This is a genomic window from Bacillus sp. AG4(2022) (assembly GCF_031844465.1).
GTDB lineage: Bacteria > Bacillota > Bacilli > Bacillales > Cytobacillaceae > Bacillus_AB > Bacillus_AB infantis.
In genome coordinates this window covers 1-16,558 of the sequence record NZ_JAUZVH010000011.1, presented here as the reverse complement: position 1 = coordinate 16,558, position 16,558 = coordinate 1, and the positions used below count along the sequence as shown (strand labels likewise).

General features: G+C 46.6%; 19 protein-coding genes and 11 tRNA genes. 28 read left to right on the top strand and 2 right to left on the bottom strand.

The genetic code is table 11. The annotated features are described in order from the left end of the window. The first annotated feature begins 4 nt into the window (after positions 1 to 4). Positions 5 to 484 (top strand): PH domain-containing protein, encoded by a 480-nt coding sequence (locus tag Q9R36_RS23435; RefSeq protein ID WP_101552651.1) that lies wholly within the window; start codon positions 5 to 7, stop codon positions 482 to 484. Next, the gene (locus tag Q9R36_RS23430) at positions 477 to 1,790 is read left to right on the top strand and encodes a PH domain-containing protein (protein WP_311225969.1); all 1,314 of its coding nucleotides are present in this window, start codon (positions 477 to 479) and stop codon (positions 1,788 to 1,790) included. The genes Q9R36_RS23435 and Q9R36_RS23430 overlap by 8 nt, the downstream gene beginning before the upstream one ends. A 156-nt stretch (positions 1,791 to 1,946) precedes the next feature. Here Q9R36_RS23430 and Q9R36_RS23425 read toward each other — a convergent pair whose 3' ends face one another. Next, a complete protein-coding gene (locus Q9R36_RS23425; RefSeq protein WP_311225968.1) occupies positions 1,947 to 2,537 on the bottom strand; it encodes a rhomboid family intramembrane serine protease in 591 nt (196 codons plus the stop codon). Positions 2,538 to 2,666: 129 nt separating this feature from the next. On the opposite strand from Q9R36_RS23425, the gene acpS reads away from it, so the two are divergent. From acpS to Q9R36_RS23355, 14 genes are all read left to right on the top strand, one after another. Continuing rightward, complete coding sequence (gene acpS / locus Q9R36_RS23420; protein WP_129614056.1) at positions 2,667 to 3,035, top strand: holo-ACP synthase; 369 nt, start codon at positions 2,667 to 2,669, stop codon at positions 3,033 to 3,035. A gap of 212 nt (positions 3,036 to 3,247) precedes the next feature. Continuing rightward, a complete protein-coding gene (locus Q9R36_RS23415; protein WP_101552657.1) occupies positions 3,248 to 4,264 on the top strand; it encodes a LolA family protein in 1,017 nt (338 codons plus the stop codon). A gap of 691 nt (positions 4,265 to 4,955) precedes the next feature. Further along, positions 4,956 to 6,128 carry an alanine racemase gene (alr, locus tag Q9R36_RS23410; RefSeq protein ID WP_311225967.1) on the top strand — a complete coding sequence of 391 codons (1,173 nt, stop codon included), beginning with the start codon at positions 4,956 to 4,958 and terminating at the stop codon, positions 6,126 to 6,128. A 210-nt stretch (positions 6,129 to 6,338) separates the two neighbouring features. Beyond that, positions 6,339 to 6,620: a CopG family ribbon-helix-helix protein gene (locus Q9R36_RS23405; protein ID WP_009795786.1), complete on the top strand. Its 282-nt coding sequence runs from the start codon at positions 6,339 to 6,341 to the stop codon at positions 6,618 to 6,620. Positions 6,621 to 6,624: 4 nt separating this feature from the next. After that, a complete protein-coding gene (ndoA, locus tag Q9R36_RS23400) occupies positions 6,625 to 6,975 on the top strand; it encodes a type II toxin-antitoxin system endoribonuclease NdoA (protein ID WP_009795787.1) in 351 nt (116 codons plus the stop codon). A 407-nt stretch (positions 6,976 to 7,382) separates the two neighbouring features. Further along, complete coding sequence (locus Q9R36_RS23395; RefSeq protein ID WP_009795788.1) at positions 7,383 to 8,216, top strand: RsbT co-antagonist protein RsbRA; 834 nt, start codon at positions 7,383 to 7,385, stop codon at positions 8,214 to 8,216. Next, positions 8,213 to 8,569, top strand: coding sequence for an STAS domain-containing protein (locus Q9R36_RS23390; protein WP_009795789.1), 357 nt, complete (start codon positions 8,213 to 8,215; stop codon positions 8,567 to 8,569). Before Q9R36_RS23395 ends, Q9R36_RS23390 begins: the two co-directional genes overlap by 4 nt. 5 nt (positions 8,570 to 8,574) lie before the next feature. Beyond that, complete coding sequence (locus Q9R36_RS23385; protein ID WP_009795790.1) at positions 8,575 to 8,976, top strand: anti-sigma regulatory factor; 402 nt, start codon at positions 8,575 to 8,577, stop codon at positions 8,974 to 8,976. A gap of 11 nt (positions 8,977 to 8,987) precedes the next feature. Then, positions 8,988 to 9,998: a PP2C family protein-serine/threonine phosphatase gene (locus Q9R36_RS23380; RefSeq protein WP_248138829.1), complete on the top strand. Its 1,011-nt coding sequence runs from the start codon at positions 8,988 to 8,990 to the stop codon at positions 9,996 to 9,998. Positions 9,999 to 10,059: 61 nt separating this feature from the next. Further along, positions 10,060 to 10,392, top strand: a complete 333-nt coding sequence (locus Q9R36_RS23375) for an anti-sigma factor antagonist (RefSeq protein WP_009795792.1) — start codon at positions 10,060 to 10,062, stop codon at positions 10,390 to 10,392. Continuing rightward, entirely contained in the window at positions 10,389 to 10,862 is a 474-nt protein-coding gene (rsbW, locus tag Q9R36_RS23370) for an anti-sigma B factor RsbW (RefSeq protein ID WP_009795793.1), read from the top strand. The genes Q9R36_RS23375 and rsbW overlap by 4 nt, the downstream gene beginning before the upstream one ends. After that, positions 10,840 to 11,634, top strand: coding sequence for an RNA polymerase sigma factor SigB (sigB, locus tag Q9R36_RS23365; RefSeq protein ID WP_009795794.1), 795 nt, complete (start codon positions 10,840 to 10,842; stop codon positions 11,632 to 11,634). Before rsbW ends, sigB begins: the two co-directional genes overlap by 23 nt. Next, positions 11,631 to 12,227, top strand: coding sequence for a PP2C family serine/threonine-protein phosphatase (locus Q9R36_RS23360; protein WP_009795795.1), 597 nt, complete (start codon positions 11,631 to 11,633; stop codon positions 12,225 to 12,227). The genes sigB and Q9R36_RS23360 overlap by 4 nt, the downstream gene beginning before the upstream one ends. A gap of 118 nt (positions 12,228 to 12,345) precedes the next feature. Continuing rightward, entirely contained in the window at positions 12,346 to 14,487 is a 2,142-nt protein-coding gene (locus tag Q9R36_RS23355; RefSeq protein WP_180827443.1) for a Tex family protein, read from the top strand. 48 nt (positions 14,488 to 14,535) lie between these two features. Here Q9R36_RS23355 and cmpA read toward each other — a convergent pair whose 3' ends face one another. Then, the gene (cmpA, locus tag Q9R36_RS23350; RefSeq protein WP_009795797.1) at positions 14,536 to 14,649 is read right to left on the bottom strand and encodes a cortex morphogenetic protein CmpA; all 114 of its coding nucleotides are present in this window, start codon (positions 14,647 to 14,649) and stop codon (positions 14,536 to 14,538) included. 118 nt (positions 14,650 to 14,767) lie between these two features. Between cmpA and Q9R36_RS23345 the strand changes: the two genes are divergently transcribed. The 12 genes from Q9R36_RS23345 (at position 14,768) to Q9R36_RS23290 (ending at position 16,459) form a co-directional block, all read left to right on the top strand. Beyond that, the gene (locus tag Q9R36_RS23345) at positions 14,768 to 15,238 is read left to right on the top strand and encodes a SprT family protein (RefSeq protein WP_009795798.1); all 471 of its coding nucleotides are present in this window, start codon (positions 14,768 to 14,770) and stop codon (positions 15,236 to 15,238) included. Between the two features lie 96 nt (positions 15,239 to 15,334). After that, positions 15,335 to 15,409: transfer RNA gene (locus Q9R36_RS23340), tRNA-Asn, on the top strand. 3 nt (positions 15,410 to 15,412) lie between these two features. Then, a tRNA-Ser gene (locus tag Q9R36_RS23335) sits at positions 15,413 to 15,503 on the top strand. Positions 15,504 to 15,524: 21 nt separating this feature from the next. Next, a tRNA-Glu gene (locus tag Q9R36_RS23330) sits at positions 15,525 to 15,596 on the top strand. A 31-nt stretch (positions 15,597 to 15,627) separates the two neighbouring features. After that, positions 15,628 to 15,703 (top strand) — tRNA-Asp (locus Q9R36_RS23325). 17 nt (positions 15,704 to 15,720) lie between these two features. Next, positions 15,721 to 15,795, top strand: a tRNA-Gln gene (locus Q9R36_RS23320). Between the two features lie 5 nt (positions 15,796 to 15,800). After that, positions 15,801 to 15,876 (top strand) — tRNA-Lys (locus Q9R36_RS23315). A 14-nt stretch (positions 15,877 to 15,890) separates the two neighbouring features. Next, positions 15,891 to 15,972: transfer RNA gene (locus tag Q9R36_RS23310), tRNA-Leu, on the top strand. Between the two features lie 70 nt (positions 15,973 to 16,042). Then, a tRNA-Leu gene (locus Q9R36_RS23305) sits at positions 16,043 to 16,129 on the top strand. 74 nt (positions 16,130 to 16,203) lie between these two features. Continuing rightward, positions 16,204 to 16,280, top strand: a tRNA-Arg gene (locus Q9R36_RS23300). A 7-nt stretch (positions 16,281 to 16,287) separates the two neighbouring features. After that, positions 16,288 to 16,364: transfer RNA gene (locus Q9R36_RS23295), tRNA-Pro, on the top strand. Positions 16,365 to 16,385: 21 nt separating this feature from the next. Continuing rightward, positions 16,386 to 16,459 (top strand) — tRNA-Gly (locus Q9R36_RS23290). Positions 16,460 to 16,558: the final 99 nt, after the last annotated feature.

Genomic DNA, 16,558 nt, shown 5'->3' with positions numbered 1-16,558 from the left:
ATTTATGAGCACCGGACCAAAAAAATGGATTTCAAAAAGGGCTCTCCCTGTATGGAGGATATCAGGGGCAATCCATTCAGGCATTTTTGTGCTTGCAATAGGAGGGGCTGCGGCACTTGCCTTTATTTTTGACGGGCCTGGATGGATCATCCCGGCAGCCGTCATCCTGGCATGCGTGTATATGTATTTTTTTATTATACTTTTCCCTTCGCTGAAGTGGAAAAGATGGCGCTATGAGGTGCGGGAGCAGGAGATCGAGCTTCAGCATGGCATATTCATTGTCAAAAGGACGCTGGTCCCGATGGTCAGGGTGCAGCATGTTGATACAAGGCAGGGGCCGATTCTCAGGAAATATGCGCTGGCCACTATCGCTGTGTCTACGGCAGCTACTGTCCATGAGATACCTGCTCTTGATATGGACGAAGCAGAAGAATTGCGCCTCTCCATTTCAAAGCTGGCAAGGGTGGCTGATGAAGATGTCTGAGCCTAAGAGGCTGCATCCGATTTCTGCGGCAGCCAACTTTTTTAAGCAGCTTAAAGAACTTATTGTACCGTTTTTGGTATTCATTGTTTTCGGGTTCAAAAATTCAAACTGGGACCTTTTCTACCTTATTGGCTCTGCAGCCGTTGTCCTCCTTGTACTGGCGGGCGGCATCCTGAAGTGGCTCCGCTTTACCTACCGGGTGGAGGAGGGCGAGCTCCGGATCGAATATGGGGTCTTTGTCCGCAAAAAAAGGTATATCCCCTTTGAAAGGATTCAGAGCCTTGATTTTTCCGAGGGCATCCTGCACCGGCCGTTCGGGCTTGTGAAGGTTAAGGTTGAAACAGCAGGGACGAGCGGGACCCAGGAGGGAGAGGCTACCCTTACAGCCATTACCAAGGCGGAGGCTGCCGCCATCCAGGCTGAGCTTACAGCGGAGAAGGCCGTCGGGGACTTAGAGAAGGAAAAGACCCTCAAAGCCGGGCAAGACATCTATAAGATCTCCCTCGGACAGCTTCTGCTGCTTGCATCCACCTCGGGCGGGGCGGGGGTGGTCATTTCCGCAGTGATTGCTTTTTTCTTTCAGTTTGAAGAGATTATTCCCTATAAAGCTCTTTTTCACCGTTTTGAGCATTTCGCAGAAAATGGCGTGATTTTCATCAGCGGCGCTGTGTTTCTTCTCCTGTTATTGGCATGGATCATTGCTGTCATCGGGACGATGCTGAAGTATGCAGGCTTTACCGTCAGAAGAGAGGAAGATGACCTGGTCATCTCCCGGGGGCTCTTGGAGAAAAAGCAGCTCACGATTCCCCTGCACAGAATACAGGCGCTCCGCTTCAGTGAAAATCCTGCCAGGCAGCCGCTCGGGTTCGGTACTTTATATGTGGAAAGCGCGGGCGGGTCAGCTGTAGATAGGGATAGTGCCAAGGTAATGCTTTTCCCGCTTATCCAGAAAAAAGACTTGCAGGAACTGGTTGGTCGTCATCTTACAGATTATAATGCTGGAATTCAGCTTGCGGGGCTCCCGAAAAGGGCACTGCCCCGGTACCTTTTTAGGGGGCTTCTTGCCGCAGCTTTATTCATTATTGTTCCGCCGGCCATCTTTCGTCCATGGGGATTCCTGTCCCTTTTGCTGCTCCTGCCGGCTGTGGCTTGGCCCTTATTGAAATTCAGGGCGGCGGGGTGGCATATAAGCGGCAGCCAGCTGACACTCCGTTATAGGGCGTTCAGCAAGCATACAGTCTATATGATGAAAAATAAGGTGCAGTCACTCAGCCTGAAGGAAAGCCGCTTTCAAAAACGGAAGTAGCTTGCGACAGTGGAAGCTGCCGTCAAGTCCGGCTCGGGCGGGTCTGGCGGAAAGGCGGCTGACCTGGATATAAGTGATGCAGAACAGATTTACAGATGGTACTCCAGAGAAAAATGACAGCCATAAAGAAAAGCGCCAGCCGGCGCTTTTTTTGCATTATCTATTCCTTTTTAATGAAAGGGCTCCTATAAGAAAACCGGAGATGAATCCGAAGATATGCGCCGAAATATTGATGTTTGGCTGGATGAAGGTCATAATAAGCCCAATGACGGCTATAGTGATGATAATCTGTGAGTTTTCGCGTGACATCAAGTCTTTCCGGAAGTATGCGACCGCTGCAAAGAAGCCAAACAGGCCGAAAATGGCCCCGCTCGAGCCGACATGCGTGTAGGTGAGCGGCTCAAGCAGCAGGGTGGCCACATTGGCAGAGATGCCGGTGATAAGATAGATGCCGGCAAATCTCGCTTTTCCTGTAATACTCTCCAGGGCAGGGCCGAACAGGACAAGGGAAAAGCTGTTAAACAGGACATGGGCAAATCCGCTGTGCATGAACATCGGGGTGGCAAGCCGCCATACCTCGCCTTCCCTTATGAATAAATTGACTCCGGCGAGCCTTTCAAATATGTAGGAATTCGGGAATACAGGCAATACAGTCAGCAAATAGAATAGTATATTCAAAAGCAAAATGATGGAGACAATGGGATAGAAGCGGATGAATTCTTTAAAGCTCTCTGTCCTTGTGAACATAACAGTCCCCTTTCTGTTTTTATCTGTAATGGAAGGTTAATTATACTATAGCTTGAAAGAGCCGGAAATGGCCACTGCTTGTATACTATTGTGTATGCGAGATGCAAACCAATTAGAAGGATGATGAATGTGATTGAAGGGATCGGCATTGATATCGTTGAAATCGAAAGAATCGGCAGGATGGCCAATCGGGCTAAGTTTTCAGAACGTATTCTGACAGAGCGGGAAATGGCTAAATACATCATGCTGAACGAAAAGAGGCAGCTTGAATTCCTTGCAGGCCGGTTTGCGGCAAAGGAAGCTTTTTCAAAGGCTAATGGCACAGGGATAGGAAGCGAGCTGTCTTTTCAGGATATTGAGATATCAAATGACAGCAAAGGGAAGCCATTCTTCAGCAAGCCTGAAAGGGATGGCCTCCATCTTTCCATATCCCACAGCGAAAGCTATGCTGTTGCCCAGGTTGTCATTGAAACCCCGCTGCCGGGAATACGGTACTAAAAAGCTGTCATAGGCCAAGTCATATTCCCGGAGGTTGTCTCATATATTCATAGTGCGACAGGAGAGACAAGGCTATGCCCCGAATTGCCAGCCGGCATTTTCATGCGGAACCAGCTGTCCGGGCTTGCCCTGTCTCTCCTTCAGAAAGCGGAATGCCTGTATGCAGGCAGGAAGCGCACAATTGATGAAATGAGACAGAAGGGGTTGAAGGAATGAAGAAAAGATTGTTCATGCTTCTCGCCGGGCTTTTGGCCATCTTTGCCTTAACTGCCTGTGGAACTAAATCACAAGAGGATGTGGTGAAGGAGCTTGGCGGAAAAGTGGAGGAACTGAAGGGATATAAAGCAGAAGCGAAAATGACCCTTCAGATGGGAACTGAGCCACAGACTTATGCAATTGAGATCTGGCATAAAAAACCTGATTACTATCGCGTCAGCCTGAAGAATCCTGAAAAGAACCAAAGCCAGATGATCCTCCGCAATGAGGAAGGCGTTTTTGTCCTGACACCGGCCCTCAACAAGAGCTTCAAGTTCCAGAGCGACTGGCCGCAGAACAGCAGCCAGGCATATCTGTATGAGTCCCTGCTGCAGGATATCCTCGAAGATAAAGAGGCGAAATTCAACGCTACTAAGGAACATTATGTTTTTGAAACAAAGACGAGATACCAGAACAACAAGATGCTTCCTTACCAGGAAATCACCCTTGATAAAAAGGATCTTGCCCCTGTGAGCGTCAAGGTTATGGATTCAGACAGAAATCCGCTGGTGACCGTCGACTTCTCCAAGGTTGACTTCAAGGCTGCCCTTGATAAAAAAGATTTCGACACCCAGAAAAATATGACCGGGGCCCAGATTGAGGTTCCAGTCATGGCAGAAGAAGCGGCCAGCGAGGAATTCTCTGTCAAATATCCGCAGGCCGAGCTTGAAAATGTCAGCCTGATCGATGAAAAGGAAATCAGCATGGAGGACGGCAAACGCTTTATCCTGACTTACGGCGGCGACAAGTCCTTTACGCTCATCCAGGAAAAAGCAAATGTCATGCCGGCAAACACCTCCTATACTTCTGAATCAGGGGAGCCGGTAGACCTAGGATTTACAATTGGGGCGATTGACGATAACAAAATCAGCTGGACCCACGGCGGGGTTGAATATATCATCGCATCCAGCGACCTGACAAGGGAAGAAATGGTCATGCTTGCACAATCAGTGCAGGGAGATGCAGTGAAATAATGGAAAGGCAGTTGCCCGGGGACGGGCAGCTGCCTTTTTTGTCATTCGTGTTTCTTGTTGTCCAGGTGCTAGGTGCTCGATTCATAAGCCAATCAGGCCGGAAGGTTAAAGAACAACCTTCCGTCCTGCTCGTCTTATGCTTGAGGCCCGCAGGACGCGGGTCATGCAGGCGTTGCCACAGGACGTGGCGTTCTTAGCCTGCGTTCCTTAATTCTAGGCAAGCGCCCTCCGCATTTCGATTTGTCCAGCTCCGGGCGCTAGCCCCTCGAGTCATAAGCCAATCAGGCCAGAAGGTTAAAGAACAACCTTCCGTCCTCCTCGTCTTATGCTTGTCGGGGCTAAGCAAGCGCCCTCCGCATTTCGTATTGTCCAGCTCCGGCGGCTAGAGCCTCGAGTCATAAGCCACCCAAGAATTAAAGGCAAAGAACGCCTTTTATTCTTGTGCGTCTTATGCTTGTCGGCTCTGGGCAAGCCACCTCCGCATTTCGATTTGTCCAGCTCCGGGCGCTAGCCCCTCGAGTCATAAGCCAATCAGGCCGGAAGGTTAAAGAACAACCTTCCGTCCTGCTCGTCTTATGCTTGTCGGGGCTGAGCAAGCGCCCTCCGCATTTCGTATTTGACATTAAGATTCGAGAGTTTGATAATCGTATTTGTATACTTTTTGCACGGAAGGAAAAGGACGTGAGTTGCAATGGATTATCCCACAGGTTTTTACCGGGATACATGGGCTGAAATAAATCTTGATCATATAAAAGAAAATGTGAAATCAATGAAGAAGCTTCTTCCTGGAGATGTGAAGCTCTTTGCTGTGGTAAAAGCAAACGGATACGGGCATGGAGATTTCCAGGCTGCCAGGGCAGCCCTTGAGGCTGGGGCGGACTGCCTGGCTGTTGCCTTTATGGATGAAGCTCTTTCCCTCAGACAGAGGGGAATTGAGGCCCCGATTCTGGTATTAGGTGCCAGCAGACCTGAAGATGCATCCCTGGCTGCATCTGCGGACATAACCCTGACTGTTTTCCAGGAAAGCTGGCTCGAGAAGGCACTCCCTTGTCTGCAGGGGAAAAGACTGGCTTTTCACGTGAAGCTCGATACCGGAATGGGTCGGATCGGCGTAAGGGAGAAGGACGAGCTGCTTGCCATTGAAAAGCTTGCCGGGCGGGAGGATGCCTTTGAGCTGCAAGGCATCTATACCCATTTTGCAACAGCTGATGAACTGGACGATTCCTATTTCCGGGAGCAGCTCGGCAGATTCAGGGAAATGCTGTCATGGCTCGGCAAGGTGCCGGAAATGGTCCATACCAGCAACAGTGCTGCTTCGCTCAGATTTCCAGAAGCACGCTTTAATGCTGTCAGAATGGGAATCAGCATGTACGGCCTCACCCCATCGCCGGAAATTGAGCATGAGCTGCCATTCCCGCTAAAGGAGGCTTTCTCGCTTCATGCCAGGATCGTGCATGTGAAAAAGCTCCAAAAAGGTGATAAAGTCAGCTATGGCGCCACCTATGAAGCAGAAGGCGACGAATGGATCGGCACCCTCCCAATCGGCTATGCAGACGGCTGGATCCGCAGGCTGCAGGGACAGGAAGTGCTGGTGAACGGGAACAGAGTCCCCATTGTAGGAAGGATCTGTATGGATCAATGCATGATCCGCCTGCCATACGGGGTGGAACCTGGAACAGCCGCGACCTTGATAGGTGCGCAGGGGGACAGTATGATCTCCGTCAATGAAATTGCGGCAAAGCTTGAGACCATCAATTACGAGGTCACCTGCATGATATCCAGCCGGGTGCCGCGCGTGTATAAGCAGGAAGAAAAGACTGTGGATCTGAATAACCCGCTTCTCGGCAAGCAGGGCAAGCTTTGAACGGGGGAGCTCCCTGCTGCTCCCGTTCCAGCTAAGCCATTTCATTCATATTTCAGGAAATAAATGCGTATTAATGCATAAAAGGATATTTTTTTGGCCGATAATACAGAGGAATTGCTGATTAGTCCTTTGCACAGCAGCTGAATAATGGTAATATAAAAAATGGTAGAGATAAAAAATGGTGTGTAGTGATGGTGGAGGTGTATGTTTGTGTCTGAGTCCAGCGCAACAACAGAGATCATGGTAAAGTTACCGCAGCATCTTTTAACCGAGTTAGAAAGCTTTGTTAAGCAGGAGAATGTCAATCGGAGCGAATTCATTTATCAGGCAACGAAAATGTATTTGCGTGAGCGGAAGAAGAGACAAATTCGTGAGTCGATGAGAAGAGGCTACATGGAAATGGCAAAAATTAATCTGACGATTGCATCTGAGGCATTCCAAGCGGAATATGAGGCAGAACACACAGTTGAACGTCTAGTAAGCGGAGGATAATCCTTTGATTGTCAAACGTGGCGACGTTTATTTTGCAGACCTATCCCCAGTTGTTGGTTCAGAACAAGGCGGCGTACGTCCAGTACTTGTCATCCAAAACGACATCGGGAATCGGTTCAGTCCCACAGTAATAGTTGCAGCCATTACAGCCCAAATTCAAAAAGCTAAGCTGCCTACTCACGTTGAAATTGATGCGAAGCGTTACGGTTTTGAACGAGACTCTGTCATTCTGTTGGAACAAATTCGTACAATTGATAAACAACGCTTAACCGATAAGATAACCCATCTCGATGACGAAATGATGGAAAAAGTGGATGAAGCTTTGCAAATAAGCTTGGGTCTAATTGAATTCTAGTTATAAGCACGCACGCTCTTTCAGGGTGTCTTTTTATAACACACAGATTCGCTGTGTCTTCCGGAAAACCAAGAGATAAAGGATTTGCTTTATCTCGGGTACATATCAAATTTTAACCTACTTAATATTGTGTATCTGCTGAGGACAAGCATGTGTGTTGCTTGTCTTTTATTATGTCTATTTTTGCTGGACAGGATAGATTGCAAAGGTTTAATCATCCGAAAAACGGGTAAAATTAAAAGTCTTTCTTCTAGTTCCAATACTTAGAGGTTTTATTTGACTGTGCCTAACTGTTATCATTAAATGGTATATATATATATTTTTTGTTTACATTTTTAAATTTGGTTTACAAGTGCCGGGTAACTCCATCTTTAGAAATATTTGTATGTTAAAATGGGGAGGATCAAATGGATAAAAAGGTTTTGGATTATATTCAAGCTCGAAAAGATGAGATCTTCAATGAATGGGTTAGCAGCACGAAGGAAAACGCGGATGAAAGGGTGATACGCGTAGTTTCGGACCAGGTTTTCACAGGTACGAGCTATGAGTTCATCGATTTGATTATATCGAATATAAAGGGGACGAATGAGGAGTTCACCTCCAAACTGTCCGATTTTGCCGAAAAAGTAGTCCGGCTCGGCTGGCCGCTGAGTTTTGTGACGAAAGGGCTTCAGACTTTCGGAAAAATCGTTTTTGATGGAATGCAGGGGGAAGGGCTGATTACCTCTGAGAACCAGCTGGAAATCGTCAAGGACTTTGAAAGCTGGATGACGCCCGTCTCCAATGAAATTGTCGATATGTATTCCTCGACCTGGGAAAGAACCGTCTCCCTGCAGAAAATCGCCCTTCAAGAGCTGTCCGCTCCATTAATCCCTGTTTTTGAAGGTATTACTGTAATGCCCCTGGTGGGCACCATAGATACGGAACGTGCAAAGCAAATCATGGAGAATCTCCTGAATGGAGTGGTCAAACATCGATCGGAAGTGGTTTTAATAGATATCACAGGTGTGCCTGTCGTGGATACCATGGTGGCTCATCATATCATTCAGGCAGCAGATGCCGTCCGCCTGGTGGGCGCCAAGTGCATGCTTGTCGGGATCAGGCCTGAAATAGCCCAGACCATCGTGAATCTGGGGATTGATCTGAATCAATTTACAACGAAGAACACACTGAAAAAGGGAATTGAAGCAGCACTTGAGCTGACTAGCCGTAAAATTGTAGCTGTGGAGGGAGAACAGTGAGAATACCTATATTAAAATTGCATGACTGTCTGCTAGTGTCCATTCAATGGGAACTTGATGACCAGACAGCACTCCAGTTTCAGGAAGACTTGCTTCATAAGATCCATGAAACCAGTGCAAATGGGGTTGTTATAGACTTAACATCCATTGACTTTATCGATTCTTTTATTGCCAAGGTCCTTGGCGACGTTATAAACATGTCCAAACTGATGGGTGCAAAAGTCGTCATTACCGGTATACAGCCAGCTGTAGCTATTACGCTAATTGAATTAGGCATAGGGTTAGATGATGTCCTTACTGCATTAGATCTAGAAAAAGGTTTGGAGAAACTTCAACAGGAATTGGGGGATTAAACTGTATGGGTATCCAATCCTGCGTAAAAATCATTAATGAATGGGACATCGTAGCAGCACGCCAGCTGGGGCGTAATGTTGCAAAGGAGCTTGGGTTCGGTACAGTGGACCAGGCCCGTATTACGACGGCCATCAGTGAACTGGCCAGGAATATATACTTATATGCCGGACAAGGTCAAATATGTATAGAGAAAATTTATGACGGCGGCAAAGCGGGATTGCAGATCGTAGCAGTGGACAGCGGCCCTGGAATAAATGATATGCGCCAAGTCATGGAGGATGGGTTCTCTACCTCCGGCGGACTGGGAGCCGGTCTGCCAGGGGTTAAGAGACTGATGGATGAATTCTATATCAGCTCATCACCCGGAGACGGTACAGATATAAGAGCGACTAAATGGCTTCGTTAGGGGGAGGCATTATGGATTTCCGAGAAATGATGGAATCAAAGTATCGGGATATTCTAGAGAATTATTTAAAAGACCAGTCAGAACAGACGCTGTATCAAGGTCAAAAATTCAGTAGAAAATCCATTGAACATAAAATATCACCAGAGGAAATCATCAGTCTTCACAAAAGTCTTCTGTTTGAAATTTATCCTGATCTTCCCGAAAATGTACTTCATTCCTTTGATGTGCTGCTTGAAGTGATGATCGGCTACGGCCTTGCATACCGCGAGCATCAGAGCTTAAGGCATAAACAGGAAGAATTGAGGTCCGAAATGGAAATTGCTGCGAACGTCCAGCAGACACTGCTCGGCACGAGCGTACCTGATGTCGATTCCCTTGACATTGGGGCAATCAGTGTTCCGGCAAAACATATGAACGGGGACTATTATCATTTTGTTCAGGATGAGCATAATAACATAAGCATCGCCATCGCCGATGTCATCGGCAAAGGGATTCCAGCGGCCCTGTGCATGTCAATGATCAAATATGCCATGGACAGCCTGCCGGAAAACCGCCATGAGCCAAGCAGTGTGCTTGAGAACCTGAACAGGGTTGTAGAGCAGAACGTCGACCCGAGCATGTTCATTACCATGTTCTACGGAATGTACAATACGGAAAGCCATCTTTTCCATTACGCGTCTGCAGGCCATGAACCCGGTTTCTATTATAATGCTGAAAAAGATGAATTCAGCGAGACGACTGCCAAAGGGCTGCTGCTCGGGGTCGACAAGCGGACGAAGTATAAGCAGTTCGAGAAGGAGGTTCATCCCGGGGACATGATCGTGCTTATGTCTGATGGGGTGACTGAGTGCCGGACAGATGAGGGCTTTATTGAAAAAGATACGCTGATTGGATATATACGCAAATACATCCATCTCAGCGCGCAGGAGATAGTCACAAATATTTATAAAGAACTTGAAAAGCTTCAGCATTTTCAATTGCGTGATGATTTTACATTAATAATATTAAAAAGGAATGTTTAGCGTCTCATCGCGCCGGGTATAAGGTAAGAGCAATTGACATGTTAAGAGGTGGGGTCTAGTTATGAATATTACGATAGATTTGAAAGAGAATGATACACTGGTACAAGCTAAAATCAGCGGAGAAATTGATGCATATACGGCTCCGAAGCTAAGAGAATCATTATTCCCGCTTTCTGAAAAAGAGGCAGTTGAAATGGTTGTGGACCTTTCGGAAGTATCTTATATGGACAGTACAGGATTAGGCGTTTTTGTCGGGGTTTTCAAAAATGTACGCTCCAACAATGGCAAGTTTCAGATTGTCGGCCTTTCTGAACGTCTGAAAAGACTGTTCGAAATTACGGGCCTAGCCGATATTATTGATATTAACAGCCAGATTGAGGGTGGGGTACAATGAATCAACCGTTTGATTACTTAGAAATGAAAATTCCGGCCAAGCCCGAGTTTGTCGGAGTTATCCGGCTGACATTGTCAGGCATTGCAAGCCGAATGGGATTTTCTTATGATGAAATAGAAGATTTGAAGATCGCGACAAGTGAAGCTTGCACAAACGCTGTGCAGCATGCTTATAAAACGAGCGAAAAAGGTGAAGTGGTTATTGGCTTTGGCCTATATAACGACCGTCTCGAGGTTATGGTGGCTGACAGCGGTAAAAGCTTTGACTTCCAATCTGCACGCGAAGGCATCGGTCCCTATGATCAAACGGATTCTGTCGAATTTCTGCGTGAAGGAGGACTGGGCCTTTACTTGATCGAAACATTGATGGACGAGGTTAGAATCCATCATAAAGAGGGTGTGACGGTCTTTATGACCAAGTACCTGGAAGGAGAGCAGGTGGAGAGGGATGCAGAAACAATCTCAACCTAACCAGAGATCCAAAGAAGAAATAAACGAATTAATCAAAGCCTACCAGGAAAACCAGGATGAAGAAGCCCAGGAGATTCTGGTAAGAAACTATAAAGCCCTGGTTGAGACAATAGCCAGGAAGTATTCAAAGGGACGCTCTTATCATGAGGATATCGCACAAGTGGGAATCATTGGCCTGCTGGGGGCCATACGCCGCTATGATGAAACCTTCGGGAAAAGCTTTGAAGCTTTTGCTGTCCCGACGATTATCGGGGAAATCAAGCGATTCCTGCGCGATAAAACATGGAGTGTTCATGTACCTCGCCGGATAAAGGAATTGGGGCCGAAGATTAAAACAACGGTCGAAGAACTGACGACCCAGCTCCACCGTTCACCAAGGGTTGATGAAATAGCGGATGAAATCGGGGTCTCCGAAGAGGAAGTACTGGAAGCAATGGAAATGGGCAAGAGCTATCAGGCCCTTTCTGTCGATCACTCCATTGAAGCCGATTCTGATGGAGGGACGGTTACCCTTTTAGATATTGTAGGTAATGTGGATGAAGGATTCGAAAAGGTCAATCAGCGGATGGTGCTTGAAAGAGTGCTCCATGTCCTGACAGACCGTGAAAAACAAATCATTCAATACACCTATCTGGAGAATATGAGCCAAAAAGATGCCGGCGACAAGCTTGGGATTTCCCAAATGCATGTGTCAAGGCTGCAGAGAAGGGCCATTAAAAAGCTCCAGGAAGCGATCAATGCTGAAAGCAATAACTCGGAGTGCCTTTCATGACGCATATTGTCAAAGATAATCTTGAGGTCCTCGCTCATCAGACAGCAAAAGAAGGAAAATCTCAATGTGGGGATGGCTATTTTTTTACAGCAACAGAGGAATACTTTGTCTGTGTCCTGGCAGATGGACTGGGAAGCGGCCAATATGCCCATGAAGCATCTTCTGCTGTCATCCAGGTGGTAGAAGAAAACCATCAGGAAGATGTTGATACCCTTATGAAGCTGTGCAATAAAGTGCTGGTTCAGAAAAGGGGAGCGGCTGTTTCGGTATTCAAGGTTGATCTTATCAATAAAGAATTTGTATATAGCTGTGTCGGGAATATCAGATTCTTTTTGTATTCAGCAGCAGGCAAATTGACTTATCCGCTCCCAGTAACAGGATATCTGTCCGGAAGGCCGCAGGTGTTCAATACACAGCGGTTCAATTATGAAGCCAAATCCAAATTTCTTATCCACTCGGATGGCTTTAATATCAGCGGAGTAAAGTCCCTGCTCAAAAGCTTTATGCCGATTGATTGTATTGCCGAAGAGATTAAAAGCAAATACTCAAACAGCACTGATGATTCGACCTTTATTATTGGGAGCCTGCTCTAATGAGAGCCGGCTTTTTTTCTTTGTTTGGGAAACTTCAATACATTTGATAAAATAGTGGTAGAAAATCGAAGGTTGTGGGGGATTGAATTTGGAGAAGACTGCACATAAACAGGAAGAGATGTTAAAGCTCGTGTCAGCTGAATTGAAGATAAACAGCAAACAGGTGAAAAGTGTCATCAGCCTGCTCGAGGATGGGAATACGGTTCCTTTTATTGCCCGGTACCGGAAAGAGCAGACTGGTGCATTGGATGAGGTGCAAATCAGGGACATTATGGAGAGATGGCAATACATACAGAATCTTGAACAGCGGAAGGAAGAAGTGCTGCGGACGATAGAGGAACAGGGTAAGCTGACGCCGGAGCTTGCTGCCCAAATCGGAAAAGCGGTCAAACTGCAGGAGGTAGAGGATCTGTACCGCCCTTATAAGCAGAAGCGGAGGACAAAGGCTACCCAGGCGAAAGAAAAAGGGCTTGAGCCGTTTGCAGAGTGGATGCTAGCGTTCACTAAAGAACCGGTTGAAGAGAAAGCGGCTGCATTTATTTCTGAGGAAAAAGGTGTGAATACAGCTGAAGAAGCGATTGCTGGTGCCAGGGATATCATTGCTGAAATGGTCTCTGATGATCCGGAAAGCAGAAAATGGATCAGAAGGGAAACCTTCAAAAGCGGTAAAATTGAAACTTCTGTAAAAGATGCAGACAATGATGAGAAAAAGGTCTATGAAATGTATTACGAATATGAGGAGCCGATCAGTAAAATCGTTCCTCACAGAATACTGGCTGTAAACCGCGGAGAAAAGGAAGATATCCTCAGAACGGCAATCCGGCCGAATATAGATATGATGCAGAGCTATTTGAAGAAAAAATGGATCAAGAATCTTTCCTCCCCCTCTGCTGTACCGGTAAGCGAAGCGATTGAGGATGGGTACAAAAGGCTGATCCAGCCGTCCATCGAGCGGGAAATCCGGAATGAATTGACGGAGAAGGCAGAAGAACAGGCCATCCATATATTCTCGGAGAATTTGAGGAACCTCCTGCTTCAGCCGCCTCTTAAAGGAAAGGTTGTTCTTGGGGTGGATCCTGCGTACCGTACAGGCTGCAAACTGGCAGTTGTTGATGAGACGGGAAAAGTAATGGACATTGGCGTTATATATCCTCATCCGCCGGTCTCTAAAACAAAGGATGCAAAAGAAAAAGTAAAACAAATCATTAAAACTTTCAAAGTCGAGATGGTAGCGATCGGAAACGGTACAGCTTCAAGAGAAACCGAGCAATTCATTGCAGATATCCTAAAAGAACTGAGCGGCGATATTTATTATATTATTGTTAACGAAGCCGGGGCGAGTGTTTATTCAGCATCAGACCTTGCCAGGGAAGAATTTCCGGATTTCCAGGTGGAAGAGCGCAGTGCTGTATCTATCGCCCGCCGCCTGCAGGATCCATTGGCCGAGCTGGTGAAAATTGATCCTAAATCTGTAGGGGTAGGCCAATACCAGCATGATGTATCTCAAAAAAGGCTGAGCGAATCCCTTACATTTGTCGTCGAAACAGCCGTAAACCAGGTCGGCGTTAATGTTAATACGGCTTCATCTTCTCTCTTGCAGTATGTGGCAGGATTATCAAAGACAGTTGCCAATAATATTGTTAAGAAAAGAGAGGAAGAAGGCAAATTCCTATCAAGGGTCCAGCTGAAAAAGATTCCAAGACTGGGAGCCAAAACTTATGAGCAAGCTATCGGCTTTCTGCGCATTGCAGGTGGAAAGGAGCCGCTTGACAGGACGAGTATCCACCCGGAGAGCTACCAGGATGCCGTCAAGCTTCTGTCCAGGCTTGGGTTTAAAACAACTGATATTGGATCAGAAGAGCTGAAAGCAGCACTTGCCGGAATTGATATCAAACAAACAGCGGAAGAGCTTGAAACAGGTGAACTGACGCTCAAGGATATCATTGATGCTCTTAGGAGCCCTGCGAGAGATCCGCGAGATGATCTCGCTAAGCCTATCCTTAAAACAGATGTTTTGAAGCTTGAAGATTTAAAGCCTGGCATGGAGCTTCAGGGAACAGTCAGGAATGTAGTGGATTTTGGCGCTTTTGTCGATATCGGCGTAAAGCAGGACGGGCTTGTCCATATATCAAAGCTGCGAAAACAGTTTGTTAAGCATCCACTGGATGTTGTATCGGTGGGAGATGTGGTGACAGTGTGGGTCGACAGTATTGACAGCCAAAAGGGAAGAGTGGCCCTGACCATGCTTTCTGATCAATAATAATTACAGGAGGAGGAGTGTCAGTATGCGCTCCCCCTTTTTATTAATTCACTGCAAGTGTTTCTTTCTATAGAAATACCAGCACTGGTTCAGCAATTTAATCTGATATCGGTTTTTCTCCAGGAATGCACGCTGAATCTGATTTTGAAACCATGTAGGCATAGGAACCCTCCTGTAGTAAAATCTGTATATATAGCCTATGCAGGGCAAGGTTGTCACGTGAACCTGCGGTGCTGATAAAACAAAGTAAAAAGGGCATAACTAGAAAGGATACAAAGGAATGAACGATCAAGAACTCCAACTGCTGACCGAAAGGATTTCAAAAGAATATTTTCAAAAGCCATTCCGGCACAAAGCTTATTTTAATCCTCGTTTGCGGACAACCGGAGGCAGATATATTTTAAGCACCCATAATATTGATATAAATAAAAGCTATCTTGATCAGCTGGGAAGAGAAGAGCTGATCGGCATCATCAAGCATGAGTTATGCCATTATCACCTCCATCTGGAGGGGAGGGGATACCAGCATAAAGACAAGGATTTCAGATTGCTGTTAGAACAAGTGGGTGCACCAAGATTTTGCTCTGCTTTACCGGACAGGCCAAAGAGGAAGGCGGCTAAAGTAATTGCCTATACATGCTCAGGCTGCGGCCAGCTCTATAAGAGAAGGCGGTCGATCAATACATCAAAATATGTATGCGGAAAGTGCAGGGGAAGGCTCGTGAAGTCAGGAGAAATCAAGGCAGATTAAGTTTAGATAGTCCTATTAAAACTTTTTTAAAAACATAGTTGACTTTTGGTTTCTGGGTTCTTATAATAGTAAGAGTCGATAAGATGTTAAAGACATTCCGCAGTAGCTCAGTGGTAGAGCATTCGGCTGTTAACCGAACGGTCGCAGGTTCGAGTCCTGCCTGCGGAGCCATATGGGGAAGTACTCAAGTGGCTGAAGAGGCGCCCCTGCTAAGGGTGTAGGTCGGGCAACCGGCGCGAGGGTTCAAATCCCTCCTTCTCCGCCAGATGCAACCTGGTTTTATGATGGCCCCTTGGTCAAGCGGTTAAGACACCGCCCTTTCACGGCGGTAACACGGGTTCGAATCCCGTAGGGGTCACTTGTAATATATTGTTTTCTTTCTTAAAGATGGTCCCGTGGTGTAGCGGTTAACATGCCTGCCTGTCACGCAGGAGATCGCGGGTTCGATTCCCGTCGGGACCGCCATTTTTCTCAAAAAACATTGGGCTATAGCCAAGCGGTAAGGCAACGGACTTTGACTCCGTCATGCGTTGGTTCGAATCCAGCTAGCCCAGCCATTTTTGAGCCATTAGCTCAGTCGGTAGAGCATCTGACTTTTAATCAGAGGGTCGAAGGTTCGAGTCCTTCATGGCTCACCATTTAATTTCTATATGCGGGTGTGGCGGAATTGGCAGACGCACCAGACTTAGGATCTGGCGCCGCAAGGCGTGGGGGTTCGACTCCCTTCACCCGCATCAGCATTATTTACCAGTTGATATTCACTTAATTACCTGGTATACTAAGTTTTGCTGTCACTTATAATATGCGGTCGTGGCGGAATGGCAGACGCGCTAGGTTGAGGGCCTAGTGGGGGTTAACCCCGTGGAGGTTCAAGTCCTCTCGGCCGCACCAAAAAAACTTATTGACAACCGAAGTTGGTTGTGATAAGATATAAAAGTTGCTTCTAAAAAAGCAAATTAAAATATGCGCCCGTAGCTCAATTGGATAGAGCGTCTGACTACGGATCAGAAGGTTATGGGTTCGACTCCTTTCGGGCGCGCCATATTTTACGGGGAGTAGCTCAGCTTGGTAGAGCACTTGGTTTGGGACCAAGGGGTCGCAGGTTCGAATCCTGTCTTCCCGACCATGAGTATTTTAAGTTTAATATGCGGGTGTAGTTTAATGGTAAAACCTCAGCCTTCCAAGCTGATGTCGTGGGTTCGATTCCCATCACCCGCTCCAATATAAAGATTGTTCTTTGAAAACTGAACGAACAAAAACGTCAACGTTAATCTTAATTTTTTTATCAGAGCTAAATCTTACTCTCATATGGAGAGTTTG